The organism is Bacillus kwashiorkori (assembly GCF_001375515.1).
Taxonomy (GTDB): Bacteria; Bacillota; Bacilli; order Bacillales; family Caldibacillaceae; genus Bacillus_BK; species Bacillus_BK kwashiorkori.
On sequence record NZ_CTDX01000015.1, the window covers coordinates 320,975 to 341,243 of the forward strand.

General features: G+C 36.7%; 13 protein-coding genes and 1 pseudogene. 12 read left to right on the forward strand and 2 right to left on the reverse strand.

Annotation, left to right across the window (positions count from 1 at the left end; translation table 11 throughout):
* Positions 1-820 precede the first annotated feature (820 nt).
* Positions 821-1,315 carry a hypothetical protein gene (locus BN1242_RS08260; protein WP_062354143.1) on the reverse strand — a complete coding sequence of 165 codons (495 nt, stop codon included), beginning with the start codon at positions 1,313-1,315 and terminating at the stop codon, positions 821-823.
* A gap of 534 nt (positions 1,316-1,849) precedes the next feature.
* Between BN1242_RS08260 and dcm the strand changes: the two are divergent.
* Positions 1,850-2,716: pseudogene (gene dcm / locus BN1242_RS13225) on the forward strand (DNA (cytosine-5-)-methyltransferase); the annotation flags it as partial.
* Positions 2,717-2,883: 167 nt separating this feature from the next.
* Here the strand turns inward: dcm and BN1242_RS08270 are convergent.
* Positions 2,884-6,330: a pullulanase gene (locus tag BN1242_RS08270; protein WP_420806016.1), complete on the reverse strand. Its 3,447-nt coding sequence runs from the start codon at positions 6,328-6,330 to the stop codon at positions 2,884-2,886.
* A 482-nt stretch (positions 6,331-6,812) separates the two neighbouring features.
* On the opposite strand from BN1242_RS08270, the gene BN1242_RS08275 reads away from it, so the two are divergent.
* From BN1242_RS08275 to hpf, 11 genes are all read left to right on the forward strand, one after another.
* The gene (locus tag BN1242_RS08275; RefSeq protein WP_062354149.1) at positions 6,813-8,348 is read left to right on the forward strand and encodes an AbgT family transporter; all 1,536 of its coding nucleotides are present in this window, start codon (positions 6,813-6,815) and stop codon (positions 8,346-8,348) included.
* Between the two features lie 279 nt (positions 8,349-8,627).
* The gene (locus BN1242_RS08280; RefSeq protein WP_062354152.1) at positions 8,628-9,836 is read left to right on the forward strand and encodes a M20 metallopeptidase family protein; all 1,209 of its coding nucleotides are present in this window, start codon (positions 8,628-8,630) and stop codon (positions 9,834-9,836) included.
* Positions 9,837-11,141: an amidohydrolase gene (locus BN1242_RS08285; protein WP_062354155.1), complete on the forward strand. Its 1,305-nt coding sequence runs from the start codon at positions 9,837-9,839 to the stop codon at positions 11,139-11,141.
* Between the two features lie 84 nt (positions 11,142-11,225).
* Positions 11,226-12,467, forward strand: coding sequence for a M20 family metallo-hydrolase (locus BN1242_RS08290; protein WP_062354158.1), 1,242 nt, complete (start codon positions 11,226-11,228; stop codon positions 12,465-12,467).
* A 114-nt stretch (positions 12,468-12,581) separates the two neighbouring features.
* The gene (locus tag BN1242_RS08295; protein WP_062354161.1) at positions 12,582-13,892 is read left to right on the forward strand and encodes a hypothetical protein; all 1,311 of its coding nucleotides are present in this window, start codon (positions 12,582-12,584) and stop codon (positions 13,890-13,892) included.
* 262 nt (positions 13,893-14,154) lie between these two features.
* Positions 14,155-15,375, forward strand: coding sequence for a CynX/NimT family MFS transporter (locus BN1242_RS08300; RefSeq protein ID WP_062354164.1), 1,221 nt, complete (start codon positions 14,155-14,157; stop codon positions 15,373-15,375).
* A 342-nt stretch (positions 15,376-15,717) separates the two neighbouring features.
* Positions 15,718-16,089, forward strand: a complete 372-nt coding sequence (gene flaG / locus BN1242_RS08305) for a flagellar protein FlaG (protein ID WP_071435485.1) — start codon at positions 15,718-15,720, stop codon at positions 16,087-16,089.
* A 142-nt stretch (positions 16,090-16,231) separates the two neighbouring features.
* The gene (fliD, locus tag BN1242_RS08310; RefSeq protein ID WP_062354167.1) at positions 16,232-18,343 is read left to right on the forward strand and encodes a flagellar filament capping protein FliD; all 2,112 of its coding nucleotides are present in this window, start codon (positions 16,232-16,234) and stop codon (positions 18,341-18,343) included.
* Positions 18,344-18,434: 91 nt separating this feature from the next.
* Positions 18,435-18,836, forward strand: coding sequence for a flagellar export chaperone FliS (gene fliS, locus BN1242_RS08315; protein WP_062354171.1), 402 nt, complete (start codon positions 18,435-18,437; stop codon positions 18,834-18,836).
* Positions 18,836-19,183, forward strand: coding sequence for a flagellar protein FliT (fliT, locus tag BN1242_RS08320; RefSeq protein WP_062354175.1), 348 nt, complete (start codon positions 18,836-18,838; stop codon positions 19,181-19,183). The genes fliS and fliT overlap by 1 nt, the downstream gene beginning before the upstream one ends.
* A gap of 328 nt (positions 19,184-19,511) precedes the next feature.
* Positions 19,512-20,063 (forward strand): ribosome hibernation-promoting factor, HPF/YfiA family, encoded by a 552-nt coding sequence (hpf, locus tag BN1242_RS08325; protein WP_062354179.1) that lies wholly within the window; start codon positions 19,512-19,514, stop codon positions 20,061-20,063.
* The last annotated feature ends 206 nt before the right edge of the window (positions 20,064-20,269 follow it).

Below are 20,269 nucleotides of genomic sequence, written 5' to 3' on the forward strand. Positions count from 1 at the left end.
AAATATGGAAAATTTAGAATGGACACGTAGCAGTTTTTAACGAATGATGTTTAATAAAAGAAATTGGGGTTGAGTTTTACTAATTGGAAGTTGCTGGAGCCCTAGGTATAACATTTTTTAATTCGAAAGCCTACCCTTCATATAGGTGGATAGGCTTTTACGAACCTTAGTTATTTGTAAATTATAAAGGGATTATTTTCATTTGTCCCGTTTCTTTCGTAAAAATGGTTTTATATTTTGCTTTTCCTTCAGCGTTTTTAAAAAGCAATATCCTTTTTCCGTTAGTATCCTCTACCGTTTGAACAGTATAATTTGTTAAATCGGTAATCGTGGATAACTCTGCAAATTCAGGGTAATTGTCTTATCTCCCTGTTAAAATCCTTGAACCTCTGCTAAAAAGTCCTTCCCTCCTGCTAAAAAGTTCGTACCTGGAGCGGAGAGAAGAGAATTGAAAAAAGAGGGCGGGAGAAAAGAGTTTCAATCGTATTTTCAATCATAAATCAATACAATTCAGGCTGGATCAATAACAGGTCCAGTCTTTTTTCTTTTTAACTCAAAAGTTAAGAAGTCCCTTCAATCCTTGTCCAATAAGGATTCCAATCGTTTTTATCATTTTCTCTTTCCGTATCAGTCTTCTTCCTCGCAGCTTAAAATCGACCTCCAATCTTTATTCTGTTATTTTTCCCAACGGGATGAATTTTTTTATACCTCAATACTTTTCCCCAAAGGTGGGGAAAATCTTTTTAACATTTCCAGAATATTCGATACAACCCAGAACCGAAAAAAGAGGCGAAAAATGGGCTTTTGAGGGAAGAACTATTTAACATTGCCTTGGGGCGTGAAAATGGGGTTGAGGCTTTGGGAGAGTAAGGGTGAAAGGGTGTTTGGACGAGGGTAGGACATAGAAACAGGGGGATATGTCTATTTCCTGATTAAAAGCAATCCTTGGTAAATCGTTCCCATTAATAGCTTGATTAAACAATATACCGTTATTAAAATCGACAATTTTTAAATGGTTACTTTCTTTTGAAAAAATACTTTTATAGCCATCTTTCTTATTTACAGTTTGAAAAATAATCACCCGTGTATAGGGATTATCTTTAGCAACTCGAAACGTTACATGCTCTATGTTTATAGTTGCAGAAATCGTTGCAAATTCGGGTAGAGTTTCTATATTAGTAAGTTGTTCTCTTGATTGCTGACTAGTTTTGGTTCTATCAGATGAATCAGAAGAACCCCAAGCATAGGTCGCCGCATAAATTCCTCCAAATAATAGCACACATACTCCAATAATTTTTATGATAAATGATTTCATAATTCCAACTCCTATATGTATTTTTATTTTATCATATACTTAGTTAATGAGATGTACATGTGAATTACATTAAAATTTGCTGAGAAATAAGAAATAAATAATATTGGAGGAAGGTAAAACAAATGCTTTTTTTCAGGATGGCGAAACATTTTCAATCCTTTGATAAAATTGGATGTTCGAATAGTTGCAAGGGTTGTGTTGATGATTATTCCTGAATATAGAAGAGTGAAATAACTTCATGGTATATCCAACGTAAATTGGCGAAAATATGAGTAGGGAAGTCGTTCTATGAATATACTTCATTATGATAAAATATATCAAAATTATTAAAAAAACGCTAAATAAAAAGGAAAGTACGCGATATTAATAATAGAGTTAGTTTGACGTACTCAAGGAGGAGTAGGAACTAATTCCAAGTGGATGGATACATGAAAGTGGAGATGGACGATTGCTTCTTAGCAGCATGGGCAAAACATGAAACTCCCAATAAAGTTAACTCTAAATTTGTAACCAGAAAAGGGCGAGGCAAATTTTGGAGAAACACCAGTTGGAGACATTAGACAAGTTGACGAAAAAGAAATACCTGATCATGACATTCTCCTTGCAGGTTTTCCTTGTCAACCGTTCAGTATAGCAGGTGTTAGTAAAAAGAATAGTTTAGGAAGACAACATGGTTTTTTAGACGAAACACAAGGAACATTATTTTTTGATATAGCTAGAATAATTAAAGAAAAACAACCTCAAGCCTTTTTATTAGAAAATGTTAAGAACTTAAGAAACCATGATAAAGGGAAAACATTCAAAGTCATTAAAAAAATATTAGAGGATGAGTTAGGCTATACCGTTTATGATGACGTAATAAATGCAAAGGGATTAGTTCCGCAAAATAGAGAACGCATTTATATTGTAGGATTTAAGAAACCAATTAAATTTAAGTTTCCAGAAGTTCCAAAAGAAGGTCCTGCTCTCCGTACTATATTAGAGGATAATGTAGATGATAAATATACTTTATCGGATAAGTTATGGGAATATTTACAAGCATACAAAGAAAAACATGCTGCAAAAGGTAATGGTTTCGGATACGGTTTAGCAGATTTAGATTCTTACAGTAGAACTCTTAGCGCAAGATATTATAAAGATGGTAGTGAGATTCTTATTCCCCAAGAAGGAAAAAATCCAAGAAGGTTAACTCCAAGAGAATGTGCCCGCTTGCAAGGATTTCCAGAAACGTTTAAGATCGTAGTAAGTAGAACTGCTGCATGGAAACAGTTTGGAAATAGTGTAGCCGTTCCTATCGTTCGTTTAATTGCTGAAAATATGATTCAAGCAATTGAACGGGATGAAACAATTGAAAACATTGTGGAAGAGGGTCGTTTGGAGTATGCCACAAAATCACTCTAAAAAATTAATTAGATTAGTAGAGGCGGCCAATGAATATGGTCGCTTTTATTGTAAGTTCGTAACTGCAAACGATGTTGGGCTTAAAAGAAAATGTCTTAATTATGTTTATAAATCATAAAAAAAACCTGTCACTAAAATTAAGTGACAGGTTTTTATTTACATTTTATCTAAGCATTCCTTCTTCTCCGTTCGAAGTAGAATGCTGTTAAACTTGCAATTAATAGGAAAGATCCTAGTAATAACGAATTGTAACTACCTGTTGCAGTGTTTGGTAGTGGTTTGCTATCGTTATTCGTTCCATCCGTTTTATCGTTATTCGTGTCTGTAGGAGTTTTTCCATCATTATCTGGATTTTCTGGGGTATTGTCTTCATTCCCAGGCTTCCCAGGTTTTTCTGGATTTTCCGGAGTATTGCCTTCATTCCCAGGTTTTCCAGGTTTTTCTGGATTCTCCGGAGTAGTACCACCATCTCCAGGTTTTTCTGGTTCTTCCGTTTTATCCCCATCCGCACTTACTTTAACAACAACTGTTGTCAGTGGATCGATGGTGATATTTTCTTCCGTCAACTTCACGCCAGTAAGTTCAGAAACTTTCTCCACACCAGCTTCATCACTATCAACGAGGACAACGCCTTTCGTTAAGTCTTCGTTTAATGTTAATGTCCGTTCTTCATCATCTGCATTGACAAATACATAGTAGGCGTCACCATTAGTTGCTTCAGTACGGTAGCCAATGACTAAGTCTTCTGCTTTTATTTCAGGCGCATTGATTAACGTAACATTTTGATCAACAAGATCTTTTTCACCTAAACGGAATGCATCTGTTGATCTTCTTAATTGGATTAGACCAGCAGTAAATTTCCTAGTTGTCGTTTGCAATGGATAAAGTTCTTCATCCGTCATTTTTTTCCAATCAAGCATATTAATTGCATCGGTCGAGTCATAAGAATCATGAATGAAATATGGATAAGTGAATGGTTTGCCATTTTCATCCGTCATATACGTCGATTTATTAGGAGCCTTATCTGTTTCTGCTTTAAATTGTTTCGTTCGTCCATATTCTTGTCCTGCATGGATAAATGCTGTTCCTTGCGCTGTTAAAATCATCGAGTTACCGAGGCGAATTCGTTTTTGAATTTCTTCTTCAAAGAACTCAGGGTCCTTCTTGATTGATTGAGCAATAACATCATGAAGTGTTAAGTTATCATGTGCCGCAATATATTGAAGAACATCTCCAGGATCATCTGCTACGAAATTCCCTGGTTGTGCCTTTATATTATTAAAGATTACTTGAATATTTCTCGCACCATTCGTTAAGAAACGAGGTTGACCTTCGCTACCAAAACCTGATTTTAATTCGTTGCGAATTTCATCAGAGAAGGAAGCAACACTATCTGTAAACTGCATCCAAGTTTGGTCGGCTGGTTGCACTGGTTCATTGTCATCACCTGCATACGTAACCCAACCTTCACCAACCATGATAATATTCGGATTTAGTTTCGCTGCTTCATCATATGCCATTTGAATTGCTTCTGCATCATGGTCACCCATCATATCGAAACGGAAGCCATCCACTTTGAATTCATCGACCCAATAAGTAATTGAATCTACCATGAATTTTCTCGTCATTTTATGAGTTGTTCCTAAACGACCGCCGCCGAAGCTTTCTTTCGGATTGCCATTTGCATCCATAAAATGATAATAATTTGGCACTAAGTTTTCAAATAGCTCTATTCTTGCCGTATGGTTATAAACAACGTCTAAAATAACCCCCATGCCACGTTTATGAATTTCGTTCACTAATTCTTTGAACTCAGCAATCCGTAGTTCTGGATTATTTGGGTTTTCCGAATACATCCCCGTTAAGGAGAAGTAACTTTGTGGGTCATAACCCCAATTATAATTCGTATTTTCTGAAGCATACTCTAATAGTCTTTCGTCATTTTTCCATTCGTCAACAAAGAAATAGCTCATAACTGGTAACAGTTGAATATGTGTAACACCTAATGATTGAATGTAATCTAGTTTGTCAATAAATGCTTTGAATGTACCGAATTGGGCAGTTAACTCACCTTCAATACTAGGGTCAGATGTAAAATCACGAACATGTACTTCGTAAATAATCGCATCTTCTCGTTTTTCATATCCGTCGATAGAAGTATAATCTAGTTTCGGTCCGATTGTCGAAGGATCTACAATCGCTGCTTTTGCAACTGGGTATTTACCACCAGACTCTGGATTTGCCCATGCTGCTAATGATTTCGCGTAAGGATCAAGGGCGATATTCGTTTCTTCACCGTGAGTAATTTTATAATGATAATAGTAACCTCTTAAACTATCTAGACCAGTATTTTCTTTATTTAATGTTACTTGCCAAACACCGCGGTCACCTAAAGTGAGTGAAATATCTTCTTTCACTACTTTATCTTGGTCATCCTTGTCATATAAAATAATGGATACATTATCTGCTTTTGGTGACCAAATTTTCAAAGTTGCTGTTCCATCTTGATTTAATGTAGGACCTAGTTCTCCATCATAGCCATACATTTCATCAATCATTTTCCAACCACCTGCGACACTAATGGTCTTTTCTTGATAAGTAACTTGGAATGGTTGTGCTTCTAAGTCGAACGTTCCATATAATTCCACTAATTTTTCATTAATAATTTTTGCATCTGTTAATGGAACGGTAACACCATTTTTGTCTTTCACCGTTACCTCTTCTAGTAACTTTTCTATCTCTAATTCTTCTGTTTTTGAAAATCTCAATTGTATTTTTTTGTCAGATAATAAATCCCCAGAAATTAATTCTGTTGGAATGGTTCCAAAAGGAGTTGTATACACTTGCTCATCTCCATCTTTTACAAAAAATTGATTCACACCAGTTGGTAGGGAATATTCATAATTGCCTGTTTGTTTGTCTGCTTGTTTATTCACAAATAAAAAGCCAATACTTTTTGCATTTTCTTTTAGCTCAATATCATAATACGCGCCATGATTGCCAACACCTGCTGCATCTGTAGCTCCGTTAGGCCAACTACCAACACTTTCTGAAGCAGTCTTTACATCTCCCCAAATCCATGCTGCCCAACTATCGTAATTCCCATCTTCTCTTTCATAATGAATCCGGATTGTATTTTCTGGAAGTTCTACAGGTTCCACGACAAATACTTCGTCTGTTCCTTGTTTCACCCATATTTCATTGAGGGCTGGGTGGAAAAAATCTACTAACTTATCGCCACCATCTTTATCTCCATTTTCCCGATTCACTATTAAAAAACCGACTTGTTTTGCGTTGTTTATTAACGGAATATCGAGATAGACACCATAATCATCGGTTTGATCAGCTATAAAAGGTGTTGCACCAGTGGCCCAATTTTGAGATTCCTCTACAACACTTCCCCATAACCATAATCCAAGATTTTCATAGTTTCCATCTTCCCGTTGGTAATGGATCCGCAATGTGTTTTCGGGAATATCACTGGCATCCTTTACTGTTTCTGGTAAGTCCTCAGCAAAGGTGTTCGGAATATACACGGAGTTGCTGACGGAAAATAATAATAAAAAGATTGTTAAGTATGTTATTGCTTTTTTCATTCTCTTTGTCAAAACCATTCACTCCTTGATTTATTTTTTTTTATATAAAGTGAGACTTTTATGCTCACCTCCTTTAATATTGGTGTAAATTGCGTGTTGAAACGCTTACAAAATAGCGCTTACAAAAATGAGTGATTTGATAGCAATCAAATGTTTTATAAGCTACGGTTACTTTTGTGCAATCGTTTGCACAATTTGCGCAATGATTTGATTTGTAAACAATTTCACTTTTATTAAAATAATACTATTATTCTATGAAAAATACAATATCTTTTTAAAAAAACATTTTTTTATAGGGAAAAAGCTAAATAAAAATAGTCAATCGGGAACTTTAACGTGGCAAACGTGTGCGTGGTGCCGGTGCCTGTCCCCAACAATTGCAAATGTTGCGAATTGTTGGGGACAGGCACCGTTGTTGCAATATTTTCTAGATTAGTATAATATGTTTTTAATAACGGAAATAATAAGGAATATTTCCGTAAAGAGAGGGGAGAAATTTTATGGTTAATCCAAATCCAGAGACGACAAAAGTGGAAAAAAAGAAGGGGTATTTGCGCCTGTTGGATGGGATTGAGCGCGCAGGGAATAAGCTGCCAGATCCGTTTATGCTATTCATTTATTTAGCGGTCTTTATTATTTTACTATCTTGGTTAGTATCCAGTTTGGGCGCAACAGTCATTCATCCAGGGACAAAAGAAGTATTACCAATTAAGAGTTTAGTTTCAGCAGAAGGTTTGCTATACATTTTAGACTCGATGTTAAAAAACTTTACTGGATTCCAGCCATTAGGCCTTGTATTAGCGATGATGCTCGGTATTGGGTTAGCGGAAAAGGTTGGGTTACTTGAAACAGGAATTAAAAAGACGATTTTAAATGCGCCGAAAGCATCAGTCACTTATTCGGTAGTCTTTGTCGGTATTATGGGGAATATCGCTTCAGATGCAGCTTTCGTCATAATTCCACCACTTGCAGCAATGGTCTTTCACCAAATTGGTCGGCATCCGTTAGCAGGACTTGCTGCGGGATTTGCAGGTGCAGGTGCTGGATTTACAGCTAACTTAATTGTTGCTGGAACAGATGCATTACTTGCTGGTATTAGTACCGAAGCAGCAAAGATGGTCAATGAGAATGTAAGCGTTACCCCAGTGGATAACTGGTATTTTATGTCTGCATCTGTTTTTGTTTTAACAATTATTGGTGGTTTAATTACTGAAAAAATTATTGAACCACGACTAGGAAAATATGAAGGAAAAATTTCCAAAGAGACAGGAAAAGTGGGAGCACTTGAAAGTAGGGGACTTCGTAATGCGGTAATTGCAGGATTCATTTATGTAGCAATTGTACTAGTAGGGCTTTTCTGGCCAGATTCTCCGCTAAGAAATGAAGAAGGTGGAATTGTTCCATCTCCATTCCTAAGCGGGATTATTCCAATTATTTTAGGACTATTCATTTCTGTAGGGGTTACTTACGGTGTGACAGTGAAGAAAATCACCTCATCTCGTGATGTACCAAAATATATGGCTGAAGCTATGAAAGATTTAGCGGGCTATATCGTGCTTATATTTGCGGCATCCCAGTTTATCGCCTATTTTAACTGGACAAATTTAGGAACATGGTTAGCCGTCAATGGGGCAGAATTTTTACGTTCGATTAACATGACCGGAATGCAAGTAATTATTGGCTATGTTATTTTTACTGCTTTATTAAATTTACTTATTTTCAGCGGTTCAGCAAAATGGGCGCTTGAAGCACCAGTATTCGTGCCAATGTTTATGAATCTTGGCTATCATCCAGGTTTTATCCAGGTAGCATACAGAATAGCGGATTCTTCAACAAATATTATTACTCCGATGAACCCGTACTTAATCGTGATTTTATCGTTTATGAGAGAGTATGATAAAAAGGCGGGAATTGGAACATTGATGGCACTTATGTTGCCATATTCATTAATATTTTTAGCTACTTGGATCATTATGTTGCTAGTATTTGCCTTTGCAGGAATACCGTTTGGACCTGGTGTTGGAGTATATTTATAACCGGTGGATCATCGGATAAATGCTTAGCATTATCATAAAAAAATGAGGGTATTTTATTTGAAATATAGAGAGAGAAATAAGCAAGATTAGGAGTTTCGTTATTATTGTTAGCGGCGTTGCCTTTTTTGGTAACCCGCTAATCTAATCTATTCCATATGAAAAGTTAGTGGCTGGACCTAACATAACGAAAAAATGTCACAGCCAAATGATCATTTTGAACATATATAAGTAAGTAAGTCGTGTAGCTTTTTGTGATACTACGAACTGGAGGGGAACAACATGGGGAAAGCAAAAGCATTGTTAACAGATTTATTTGTGCAAGAAATAATTGATATTCGCAGAGATTTTCATAGGCACCCAGAATTGAGTGGAGAAGAGTATGAAACATCGAAAAAAGTTCAGTCTTATTTACAGGAAGCTGGAATTGAATTCCGTTCAGGCTTTGCAAAAACTGGTGTACTTGGCATTATTAAAGGTGCGAAACGAGGCGGAGTTGTCGCTGTACGCGCCGATATGGACGCTCTGCCCATACAAGAACAGAACAATTTACCATATAAGTCGAAAGTTTCCGGAAAAATGCACGCTTGTGGACATGATGCCCATACGGCAATGTTAATCGGAGTGGGCAGATTATTGCAGGAAATGAAAGAAGAGATACATGGTACGGTCTTACTCGTATTTCAACCTGCAGAAGAAAATGCACCAATTGGTGGTTCGAAGCCGATGATGGAGGACGGAGTATTTAATGACATTGCACCAGACTGTATATTCGGTTTGCACGTTTGGCCTGATTTGCCCGTTGGTAAAATTGGTGTAAGAGCGCATGAAATCATGGGTGCATCAGACCGGTTTAAAATAACGATTCAAGGCTCTGGTGGTCATGCAAGTATGCCCCATCAAACAATAGATGCTGTGATTGTTGCTAGCCAACTAATCAATCAACTACAAACGATTGTTAGCCGAAATGTCGATCCACTTGATTCGGCTGTTATTACAGTCGGTAAAATAACTGGCGGTGACCGTTATAACGTAATTGCTGAAAAAGTAGTACTCGAAGGAACGATTCGGACGTTTAAAAACGAAGTAAAATCTCTCGTAAAATCACGATTCTACAACATTGTCGAAGGGACGGCAAAAATTCACGGTGCAAATGTTGAAATCGATTATTTTGATGGTTACCCTGCGACAATGAATACACCAAAATGGGCGGATGTAGTGAAAAAGGCAGCAGATAATGCTTTAGGGAATGATGCGACACCGGAAGTGAATCCATCCCTTGGTGGGGAAGACTTTGCACGATTTTTAGAAAAATATGAAGGTGCGTTTTTCTGGTTAGGTTCAAAAATGGAAGAAGGAATCCAAAAACCGTTGCACGATTCCCAATTTATTTTAAACGAAGATTGTATTGCTGTTGGAATGGAAGTGATGACTACTACTGTTTTAGAGGCTTTAACAAATTTTGCAAAAGTGAAAGAAGGGGCAAAATAAATGCTTCAAATAGATTCTTTTTTACAAGATATTGAGCCAATTTTACTAGAATATCGTAGGAACTTACATGCCGAACCAGAACTCGGTTTTACCGAATATAAAACTACGTACATGATTGGGAAAGCATTAGAACAATTAGGGTTTACAATTTTTATTGGAAAAGATGCGTTAAAAACTGAGGCGAGAATTGGTCTTCCTTCCGAAGCTTATTTACAATATTGTGAGGCATCTGCTCTTGAAGCAGGTGTTCCTAGTAGCTGGCTCGAGAAAATGTCAGGGGGACATACCGGTTTAGTTGCCACCTTTGATACGAAAAGACCAGGAAAACATATTGCCCTCCGTTTTGATATTGATAGTTTACCAATTCATGAGACAGATGAACTGTCCCACTATCCGAAACGTAAAAATTTCCGATCTAACAAAGCTGGTGTCATGCATGCCTGTGCTCATGATGGTCACGCTGCAATTGGAATTGGTGTAGCCCATTTTATTCAGCAGTTCCAATCCCAATTAACAGGGAAATTCACTTTGTTATTTCAGCCTGCAGAAGAAGGGGGCAGGGGAGCTAAGGCAATGGTCGAGAAAGGCTGGCTTGATGGGGTTGATTTATTTATTGGTGGCCATATTGGTATTCACTCGTTAACACTGGGAGAAATTGCGGCAACGACGAATGAGTTTTTAGCAACAACAAAGATAAATGTTACGTATGAAGGGGTTTCAGCACATGCAGGAATTAGCCCACAAACTGGAAAAAATGCGTTACTTGCTGCCGCTGCTGCATCATTGCACTTAGCTGGGATACCTCGACATGGCAGTGGAGCAACGAGAATTAATGTCGGGAAGTTAGAAGCGGGAAGCGGAAGAAATATTATCCCAGATTTGGCAAAAATGGAAGTGGAAACTCGCGGAGAAACGACAGAACTAAACGAATATATGGAATCCGAAGCAAAACGGATCATTGCTTCAGTTGGACAGTTGTACGATGTAGAAACGAGGCTCGACATAGTCGGGGCCGCTGAAGTTGCGGAGTGTGATAAAGAGTGGATAGAGTGGGTGCGAGAGGCTTGTTCAGAAAGTCACAAAATAACGACTATTCATCCATGTTTGCCGTTAAAAGGTTCAGAAGATGTCACCTATATGATGAACGCAGTCAGGAAACAAGGTGGGAAAGCGACTTACTTCATTTTCGGGACACCGTTAACAGCAGGTCATCATCATCCTGCCTTTGATTTTGATGAACAAGTCTTATCTATTGCCGTAGAGACAATTGCTCGAACCGTCCATTATTTATCTCATGCCAAATAAACGAGTATCTCCTACTTCTTAAATGTAGAACAATGGAGTAGGAGAAGATATTCACGGAGGTTCCAAAAGGAGGGGGAATGAGGCATGAAATCTTGGCTAGAAGAAAAATTATTAGCATTAAATGGAACAACGACAATGAATAAAGCAAATGGCTTTACAAGATTAGGTTATAGTGAAGAGGAATGGAGCGCAATGAACGTGTTTCAATCGATTGCTCATTCGCTCGGTCTAGCAGTAAGAAGGGATGCAGCAGGAAATATGATTGCACGGTGGGAAACGAGGGAAAATCAACATTTACCTGCGGTGGCAACTGGTTCCCATCTCGATACGGTTATTAACGGTGGTGGCTATGACGGTGTAGCGGGAGTGCTGACAGGGTTAGCTGCAATTAAAAGGTTGCAAGACGAAAACTTTATCTCCGACTATCCAATCGAAGTTATTTGCTTTGCATCGGAAGAGTCGAGCCGCTTTAACGTTTCTACTTTTGGCAGTAAAGCAATGGCTGGGTTATGGAAAGAAAGCTTTGCTAATTTAAAAGATAGGAATGGAACAACGTTGAAATCCGCAATGGAATCACTCGGATTAACTTGGGAAAGGGTACCGCTTGCGGAACGTTCTAGTGAAGAAATAAAGAGTTTTATTGAATTACATATTGAACAAGGTCCTGTTCTAGAAAATAAGGAACTAGATTTCGGCGTTGTAGATGGAATTGCTTGTCCCATCCGATTGCTAGTAAAAGTAACTGGGAAAGCAGGCCATACTGGTACGACACCGATGACTCATCGGAACGATGCACTTGTAGCAATCGCTCCTCTTATTACATTTGTCCAGGAGCGAGCCATTCAAATAGAAAAAGAGTTTGCTAGACCGATCGTCGCTACCGTCAGTACGATGAAAGTTGAGCCTAACGCAATGAACGTGATTCCTGAGACAGTGACAGTTGGAATTGATATTCGCTCCGTTTATGACGATTTAAAAGCAAAACTTTATGCAGAGATTGAAACCTTTTGCACGAAAAAAATGATCCAAAGTGGAATTCAGATTGACATACAAAAAATAGTGGATAATCCTTCAATTTTTTTAAATAAATCATTATCGCAAAGACTAAAACAAGTAGGAGAGAGCTTAAATTATAAAGGGATTGTTATGAATAGCGGGGCAGGGCATGATGTAATGAATATGGCACAAAAATGGCCGACCGCCATGCTGTTTATTCCGTGTCGAGATGGTTTAAGTCACCATCCTGATGAATTTACTTCATTGAATGATTTACATAAAGGAACGGAAATATTAGCAGCCTTTTTACGATTAGAAGCAATGAAATAAAGGGTAAATATGTTAATATATGCTTTATGAATGATTAAATTCTGACGTGGAATTAATTGGAAGAGATTTTCAAAGATATGAAACATAATTACAACAGGAAGGGCAGGATATTTTATGAAAGTGCGAATAGGTGTAATCGGCCCAAGCGACTCAGTTAATCGAATTCAACTAGCCACAAAGGAATTTTCACATATTGATTTTATCACCTTCATATATGAAAAGACAGAAGAAGTAGCGACAATCATCGAAAAAAATAAAGATACTATTGATCAATGGTTGTTTTCTGGGCAAGCACCATATCATTATGCACTAAACCTCGGTTTAATTGATGAAATAGATGGTAGCTATCCACCGCTGCATGGGTCGAGCTTATTTGGTAGTTTATTAGAAGGTACCGTAAAAACGGGAAAAATTTTACAAAGAATAAGTATCGATACGATTTTAGAACATGAAATTGAACTTGCCTTTAATACTCATTCTTTAAAAAATTTAACGTATTATGCATTTCCATATGAAGGATATAAACCAGCCCGAAAATTAATTGATTTTCATCGGTCGATGTATGAGGCAGGGAAAATAGATGTCGCATTTACATGTATTAAAGTGGTGGAATTAGAATTGCAGAAAATCGGAATTCCATGTTTTCGGATTATCCCAACAAATTTAGCAATCCAAATGATTGTACATATTTTAGAGGAGCGGGCATATTCTTTAAAATACCGAAAATCACAAATCGCTATTGTCGGTTTTGAAACAATTTCCACACCAGCCGACTATGATCATTATTTTTCCTTTGATTACCAGCGGCATGAACTGGAATTAAGAAAGTACTTAATTGATTTTTCCGAACAAGTAAGCGGTTCGTTGATGCAACTTGGTGACGGATTGTTTTTTGTTTTTACAACGAGAGGAGAACTGGAACTTTATCTTCATCAAAACTCTTTATTTACTTTTTTACATCAAGTTGAACCATTAACGAATCTCCGTGTGCGAATTGGGATTGGCTATGGTGCCACAGTCATTGAAGCTGAAGATCATGTTCGAAAAGCTTTTAAACAGGCAAGACAGCACCCAATGCCTGTAATTGTAAGTGTAAATGAAAACCAGGAAATAAAAGTGATGGAAGAAGCCGATCAAGAAATACATTTTTCATCACGAGTGTGGGGAACGGATTGGCAAGAGAAATTTAAACATGCAACGATTAGTCCAACTATCGTTTCAAAAGTGCTTTCTTTTGCTAGTTACTATCAAAAAAATCTCGTTAGCTCGCAAGATATAGCCCGTTGGCTGAATAGTACGGAGAGAAATGGTCGGAGAATTTTGCAAGAGATGGAGCGGCTGCAATTAGCGAAACTATCTGGGGAGGAGCAGTCCGGTTCTAGAGGAAGACCACGGAAGTTGTATAAACTAGTTCATGGTGAATAATGATAGTGAAATCAGAAATGGACAGTTTTGTAATTCTGTAAATGAAAAATCAGTACTCCGTTGTGTGCGCCACCGGTTGTCAGTTAGCACGCTAATAATATATCCGGCTAGGCTAATGTTTGTTACGTATTTTTCGCTAACATGTTCCAAAATATTCCTGCAACATCCTTATTCCTTTCTGTTTAATCTATCGTTCGTATGCTATATTAAAAATAGTCAGTTTAAATTTATAGCTTGCTTTCATCTGAAGGGAGTACTCGACATGAATGTACAACAGGCGCAGGAGAATAAAAGTACATTAGCGAAAGGTTTATTAGTATTTGGCATTATTTTAGTCGCATTTAATTTACGTCCAGCGATAACTGCAATTGGGCCAATCATCTCGATGATTGAGGAAGATTTATTGTTATCTCATAGTGTTGCGGGTTTATTAACTAGTTTACCACTAATTGTATTTGCGATATTTTCACCAGTTGTTCCAATCATTGGGCAAAAACTTTCTAATGAATCGGCATTAGTGGTAGGGTTATTTTCGTTGATTATTGGAATTTTATTACGATCTTTAGCTTCGATCGCTTTTTTATTTATTGGTACTTTATTAATTGGAGTAGGAATAGCGATTAGTAATGTATTGTTACCAGTTATTGTAAAAGAGAAATTTCCTGAAAAGTTTGCTTTACTAACGAGTGTTTATACGACATCGATGGGTTTAATAGCAGCAGTTGCTTCTGGATTAAGTGTTCCACTTGCAGTAAACTTACAACTTGGGTGGAAACTCACATTAGTTTTATGGAGTATCCCTGCACTTTTAGCAGTAATTGTTTGGATTATTTTAGCAAATAATCGACGAAAAAACGAAGCTAGTAAAAAAAATGAAGAAAAATCGGCCTTGGCTTCTGTTGGAGTTTCGTCCAACGTTTGGAAGTCTTCTGTTGCATGGTTTGTTGCCGCCTTTATGGGACTACAATCTGTCTTATTTTATGTCACTGTAGCTTGGCTACCAACCATTTTGCAAGATCAAGGTATTAGTGCCAATACGGCAGGCTGGCTTCTTTCATTTACACAATTTATCGGTCTTCCGGCAAGTTTCATCGTTCCAGTGATTGCTGGTAAAAAGCATGCACAAAAATGGGTTGTGATGACGATGACAAGCATGGCCATCATCGGTTTTTCCATTTTACTAATGGGCGGTTCCTTTCCGTTGTTAGTTTTAGCAATTATCCTTATCGGAATTACGTTAGCGGGTTCCTTTTCGCTCGCATTAACTTTTATCGGTATGCGCGCCCGTGATGCAAAACAAGCGAGTGCTCTCTCTGGCATGGCCCAATCAATCGGTTACTTATTGGCTGCAGTAGGTCCAATATTAATTGGGTTTTTATATGATTTGACCGATGCATGGACCGTCCCGTTACTTACATTAATGGGAATTACTATACTCGTGATGATATTCGGTGTTGGGGCTAGTAGAGACAGGTACGTGTAAAGTTTGATTAAAGGATGTCTATATAGTGATATATGTAACCCAAGAATGTTGAAGTTTGAAGTTTGAACTAGACATTCTTGGGTTTTTTATATGACTTTGAACAATCTCCTTTAATAGAATCAAATTACTAAATTTATAAGATATGCGATTTATCCATTCTCTCGTATGCAAGAACTTCTATTTATCCCGACTAGTTTTCGTGAAATAAAATTAAATAAATAGAAGTTTTATCCGATAAAAAGAATAGATGAGAATAACAAGAAGGAAGTAGTTTATCGACCATTTTTACCATTCGTATTTGTAAGGGAGTTTTATGATAATGAACTTTTAGGAGGAAGTTTTATGAATGATAAAATTGCACTCCCGCAACATGTATTTACAACTAGACAAAACCCAATTAATTTTGAAAGAACGGCAGAAAACAAATCGAACAATGAAATGAGTTTGGCTAATAACACAAATGAAAGAAATCAAACATTCCATTGGAAAAGTAAAGAACAAGTTGAAGAAATGGTTAAAGGTCTAAATGACTTTTTGAATCCGGTTCAAACTTCCTTGAAATTTGAATTCCACGAAAAACTGAACGAATATTATGTGACAGTTGTGGATGATACGACGAAAGAAGTTATAAAAGAAATACCACCTAAAAAAATGCTGGATTTATATGCAGCAATGGCAGAAATGCTCGGAGTAATCGTAGACAAAAAAATTTAATCCGTGGATGACTTTTTATTAATCAAAATAGTCACGGATAGGAAATATGCTATGAGTTACCCCTCTTTCCAAATTGGGTATTTCATAGTAATCATTACCAATAATTGACGGAGTTAGGCATTTAGGAAAGGGAGTGATATCCATGGTTATGCGGGTAACCGGACTTGCAAGTGGGATGAATATTGATGAGATCGTCACGAATTTAATGAAAGCGGAAAGTGTCCCATTAAATAAATATAAACAAGAAAAACAAGTATTAGAATGGCAACGAGACAGCTACCGGGAAATAAATACGTTAATGCTGAATTTCCGTTCTGAATTAACGAGTATGCGCCTCACTAGTTATTACCGGACGAGGACAGCGACAAGTACAAACGAAAAGCTCGTTTCTGCAACCGCCTCAAGTGGTGCAGGTGTTGGATCTTACACGATTTCTAAAGTGAAACAGCTTGCAACTGCTGCCACTAAGGTGAATGCTGGTGCAATTTCAAAATCTGCTGATAAAAAAATAGATACATCAAAAGGTTTGTATGCAATTAAAGATGATTTTCAATTTACAGATAGTTTTCGTTGGCAAACTGGAAGTGTTGAGTCGAAAACGATTGTAACGAAACAAGGAGAAAAAATATCTCTTGAGCTAACCGATGGCGTAGTATTGCAAGAACCTACCAGTACGATGACAGTGACAGTAAATGGGGAAAAATTTACTGTTCTTGAAAGTCTGCCAGAGAACCAACTCAAGCCGAAAGATAATGAAGTGTTAGTGGATAAAACAACAGGTGAATTAACTTTTGGGAAGGTTATAGCTCCGAATAGTTCTATTAAAGTTGATTATGTGACTGATAAACGTGTGGAAACGAAAAAAGTGAATTCGGACATACAGGTAATTTCCCTTCGTGGTGCTCTAGAAGAAGGTTCTGTTAAATTGACAATAGGAGATTTAACGTTTGAAGCATCAGAAAGTGACCCCAACAAGCTAGTCATGAAAGAAAATGGCCAAGTAGTATCTGAGATGGGTGAAATAAATTATACAGATGGAAAAGTAACCATCAATCAGGCGTTTCGAGATAAAATTAATGAACTAGCTAATCAGAATAATAGCGATACCGAACCGAGTGATGACAATAGCGAAAAGCCAACTGTCGAATTGAAACTCGAATCGAAACATCATTATTTTTCCTTTGACTTAACAACCCACACATCTAAAGGGATTGTTAAGGAGAATTTTTTAGTACAGGGGAATGAATCATTAAATACCGTTCTTGCACGGGTGAATAATTCAAACGTCGGTGTCACGATGTTTTATGACTCCTATACAGACAGAGTAACGATGAACCGTAGAGAAACGGGTAATTTTAATGAAGATGGACCAGAAATAATTACTTCATCTGGATTCTTAAATGGAGTTTTAAGGTTCGAAAATGGAACAGAGTCTGGTGGAGAAAATGCAGTTTTTACAATTAATGGTTTAGAAACACAAAGAACATCTAATACTTTCACGATGAGTGGTGTTACTTTTAGTTTAAATAATACTACAGATGAACCTGTAACAATTAATATAAATCAAGAGAACGATAAATTATTTGAAAACATTAAAGCGTTCGTGGATAAATACAATGAACACGTTGAAAAAATCCAAGAAAAATTAATGGAACCGAAATATAAAGACTATAAACCGCTAACCGATGATGAGCGGGAGTCTTTATCAGATAAACAACAAGAGAAATGGGAGGAAATGGCGAAAAGCGGTTTGCTAAAAAATGATTCTATTTTATCTAGCTTTATTTCGCAAGCCCGTTCAGCAATTTATAGTCCGGTTGATATGAATGATATAAACCCAAAAATGAAGTCTCTTTCCGCCATTGGTATAAAAACAACTTCAGACTATACGAGTGCAAAAATTGAAATTAACGAAAGTCAGTTGAAAGCAGCTATTGCAGAGGATCCAAGTTCTATCGAAAGATTATTTATTGCATCCGGTGTAACGGACAGTCAAAATGGAATTATTCAACGGTTGTCGACAAAAGTTACCGATACGATGAATCGGATTCGCGAAAGGGCTGGAAGTGCCACGTCTGTCAATCATCAATTTACTATTGGGCGACAATTAAATAGTTTAGATTCCAGTATAGAGCGGTTTGAAGACCGTTTAACAAAGTTAGAAACTCGTTACTACGCCCAATTTTCCGCAATGGAAAAAGCGATTCAGCGAGCGAACTCTCAATCGATGTACTTATCCCAATTTTTTATGTAATTTTTTTGTATTCATCAAATTATGAGTTCTTAATCTTATATCGAAATATATCGACAAATTAGTATAATTGGAATAGAAAGGTAGGAACATTATGGCGATTTCAAATCCCTATCAAGCATATCAGCAAAACTCAGTAAATACGGCTACACCAGGTGAACTAACATTAATGCTCTATAATGGTTGTTTAAAATTTATCCAGCTGGCGAAAGTTGCCATGAAAGAAAACAATGTAACGGACAAAAATATTAACCTCCAGAAGGCACAAAACATTATTACTGAGTTAATGGTTACATTAAAAATGGATGTGGAAATTTCCAAACAAATGATGCCTTTGTATGATTTTGTTCGCCGCCAATTAATTGAAGCAAATGTGAAAAATGATATCCGTGCTTTAGAAGACGCTGAAGGCATTGTTACCGATTTTCGTGATACATGGAAACAAGTCATCCAAGCAAATCGGAAATTACAATATAATAAAGGTGGCCAAGTGTAATGAATCCTTTAAAGGAGTTTTATTTACTCACCACAAGATTAGTGGAGTTATTAAAGGCTGTTTCTACTGATAATCGAGAAGCGTCAATTGTGGAAGTAGAGAAGCTCCTAAATGAACGGGAACTGTTATTAAAACAAATTAAACCACCTTTTTCGGAGGGAGAAACAGAGTTAGGGCGTCATCTTGTCATACTGAATAAAGAGCTTGATGATTTACTACAAACTGTTAAAGCCTCCCTCCAAAGTGATATAAATATTTTGCAAAAAAAGAAACAATCCGAAAAGAAATATCGAAACCCATATGCTGCATTACAAACGGATGGTGTGTTTTACGATAAACGAAAATAACTATCGTATTTAAGGCGAATTTTTAGTTGGTTGTTTGAGATAAGGACCGTTTTATTTCCAATACAGTCATAAAATGTTCAATAATTAATAAAGTGTTGCTAATAAATTTGCAAATAATGTCTAAAAAACTGTTTTCATGAATACACTGGTAATGGTTGGATATTTTTCGCACCGCGGAAAGTTTTCCGTCTCGCACTAAATCATTTTATGTATAAGCAGGAGAAAGACTGTAAAAAAATAGACAAATTTTTTTTCTAATGAAGCAGGATTTTGTTACTTAGTTAACGAATATAGTTAATATAGTTTTATTAAAAGGAGGAGTTCACACATGAGATTTAACGTTCGTGGTGAAAACATTGAAGTAACTCCAGCTCTGAGAGAATATGCGGAGAAAAAAATTGCTAAGTTAGAGAGGTATTTTACAGAGTCTCCAAACGCCAACGTACATGTAAATTTAAAAGTGTATCAAGACAAGAAAACGAAGGTTGAGGTTACAATTCCCCTTCCTAACTTAGTTTTAAGAGCAGAAGAAGTTAATACTGACATGTATGCTGGAATTGATCTCATAACAGATAAATTAGAACGACAAATTCGAAAACATAAAACAAAAATCAATCGGAAATCCCGTGAAATCGGCAGGAAAGAATTGTTCGTTACAAACGGGAATGTATCTAAAGAAGATAGTATCGAAACTGATAATGATATAGAAATCGTTCGGATGAAACGTTTTGACTTAAAACCGATGGATAGCGAAGAAGCAGTTTTACAAATGAATTTACTTGGTCATAGTTTCTATGTCTATACCGATGCAGAAACAAATTCAACGAATATCGTCTATCGGAGAAAAGATGGTCGTTACGGACTAATTGAAACCGTTTAACTTTTTCAACAGAATTAAAACCTTGTGAGGCGAGTTATGTTTCACAAGGTTTTTTTATTGGACATGCATTTTTTTTTCGAAATCCGAAACAAATCTACTTTATTTTCTATTATAATGAAAATTAGATTAAATCCTGTTTGTTGAATTTTGTGGATTTATATTGAAGTTCACAACTACAATTGATGGGCAAATATTCACTTTAAAAA

What these genes read in the sequence shown, in the direction of transcription:
- BN1242_RS08260 (WP_062354143.1), bottom strand. Translation starts at nt 1,315, where the DNA reads ATGAAATCATTTATCATAAAAATTATTGGAGTATGTGTGCTATTATTT.
- BN1242_RS08270 (WP_420806016.1), bottom strand. Translation starts at nt 6,330, where the DNA reads ATGGTTTTGACAAAGAGAATGAAAAAAGCAATAACATACTTAACAATC.
- BN1242_RS08275 (WP_062354149.1), top strand. Translation starts at nt 6,813, where the DNA reads ATGGTTAATCCAAATCCAGAGACGACAAAAGTGGAAAAAAAGAAGGGG.
- BN1242_RS08280 (WP_062354152.1), top strand. Translation starts at nt 8,628, where the DNA reads ATGGGGAAAGCAAAAGCATTGTTAACAGATTTATTTGTGCAAGAAATA.
- BN1242_RS08285 (WP_062354155.1), top strand. Translation starts at nt 9,837, where the DNA reads ATGCTTCAAATAGATTCTTTTTTACAAGATATTGAGCCAATTTTACTA.
- BN1242_RS08290 (WP_062354158.1), top strand. Translation starts at nt 11,226, where the DNA reads ATGAAATCTTGGCTAGAAGAAAAATTATTAGCATTAAATGGAACAACG.
- BN1242_RS08295 (WP_062354161.1), top strand. Translation starts at nt 12,582, where the DNA reads ATGAAAGTGCGAATAGGTGTAATCGGCCCAAGCGACTCAGTTAATCGA.
- BN1242_RS08300 (WP_062354164.1), top strand. Translation starts at nt 14,155, where the DNA reads ATGAATGTACAACAGGCGCAGGAGAATAAAAGTACATTAGCGAAAGGT.
- flaG (WP_071435485.1), top strand. Translation starts at nt 15,718, where the DNA reads ATGAATGATAAAATTGCACTCCCGCAACATGTATTTACAACTAGACAA.
- fliD (WP_062354167.1), top strand. Translation starts at nt 16,232, where the DNA reads ATGGTTATGCGGGTAACCGGACTTGCAAGTGGGATGAATATTGATGAG.
- fliS (WP_062354171.1), top strand. Translation starts at nt 18,435, where the DNA reads ATGGCGATTTCAAATCCCTATCAAGCATATCAGCAAAACTCAGTAAAT.
- fliT (WP_062354175.1), top strand. Translation starts at nt 18,836, where the DNA reads ATGAATCCTTTAAAGGAGTTTTATTTACTCACCACAAGATTAGTGGAG.
- hpf (WP_062354179.1), top strand. Translation starts at nt 19,512, where the DNA reads ATGAGATTTAACGTTCGTGGTGAAAACATTGAAGTAACTCCAGCTCTG.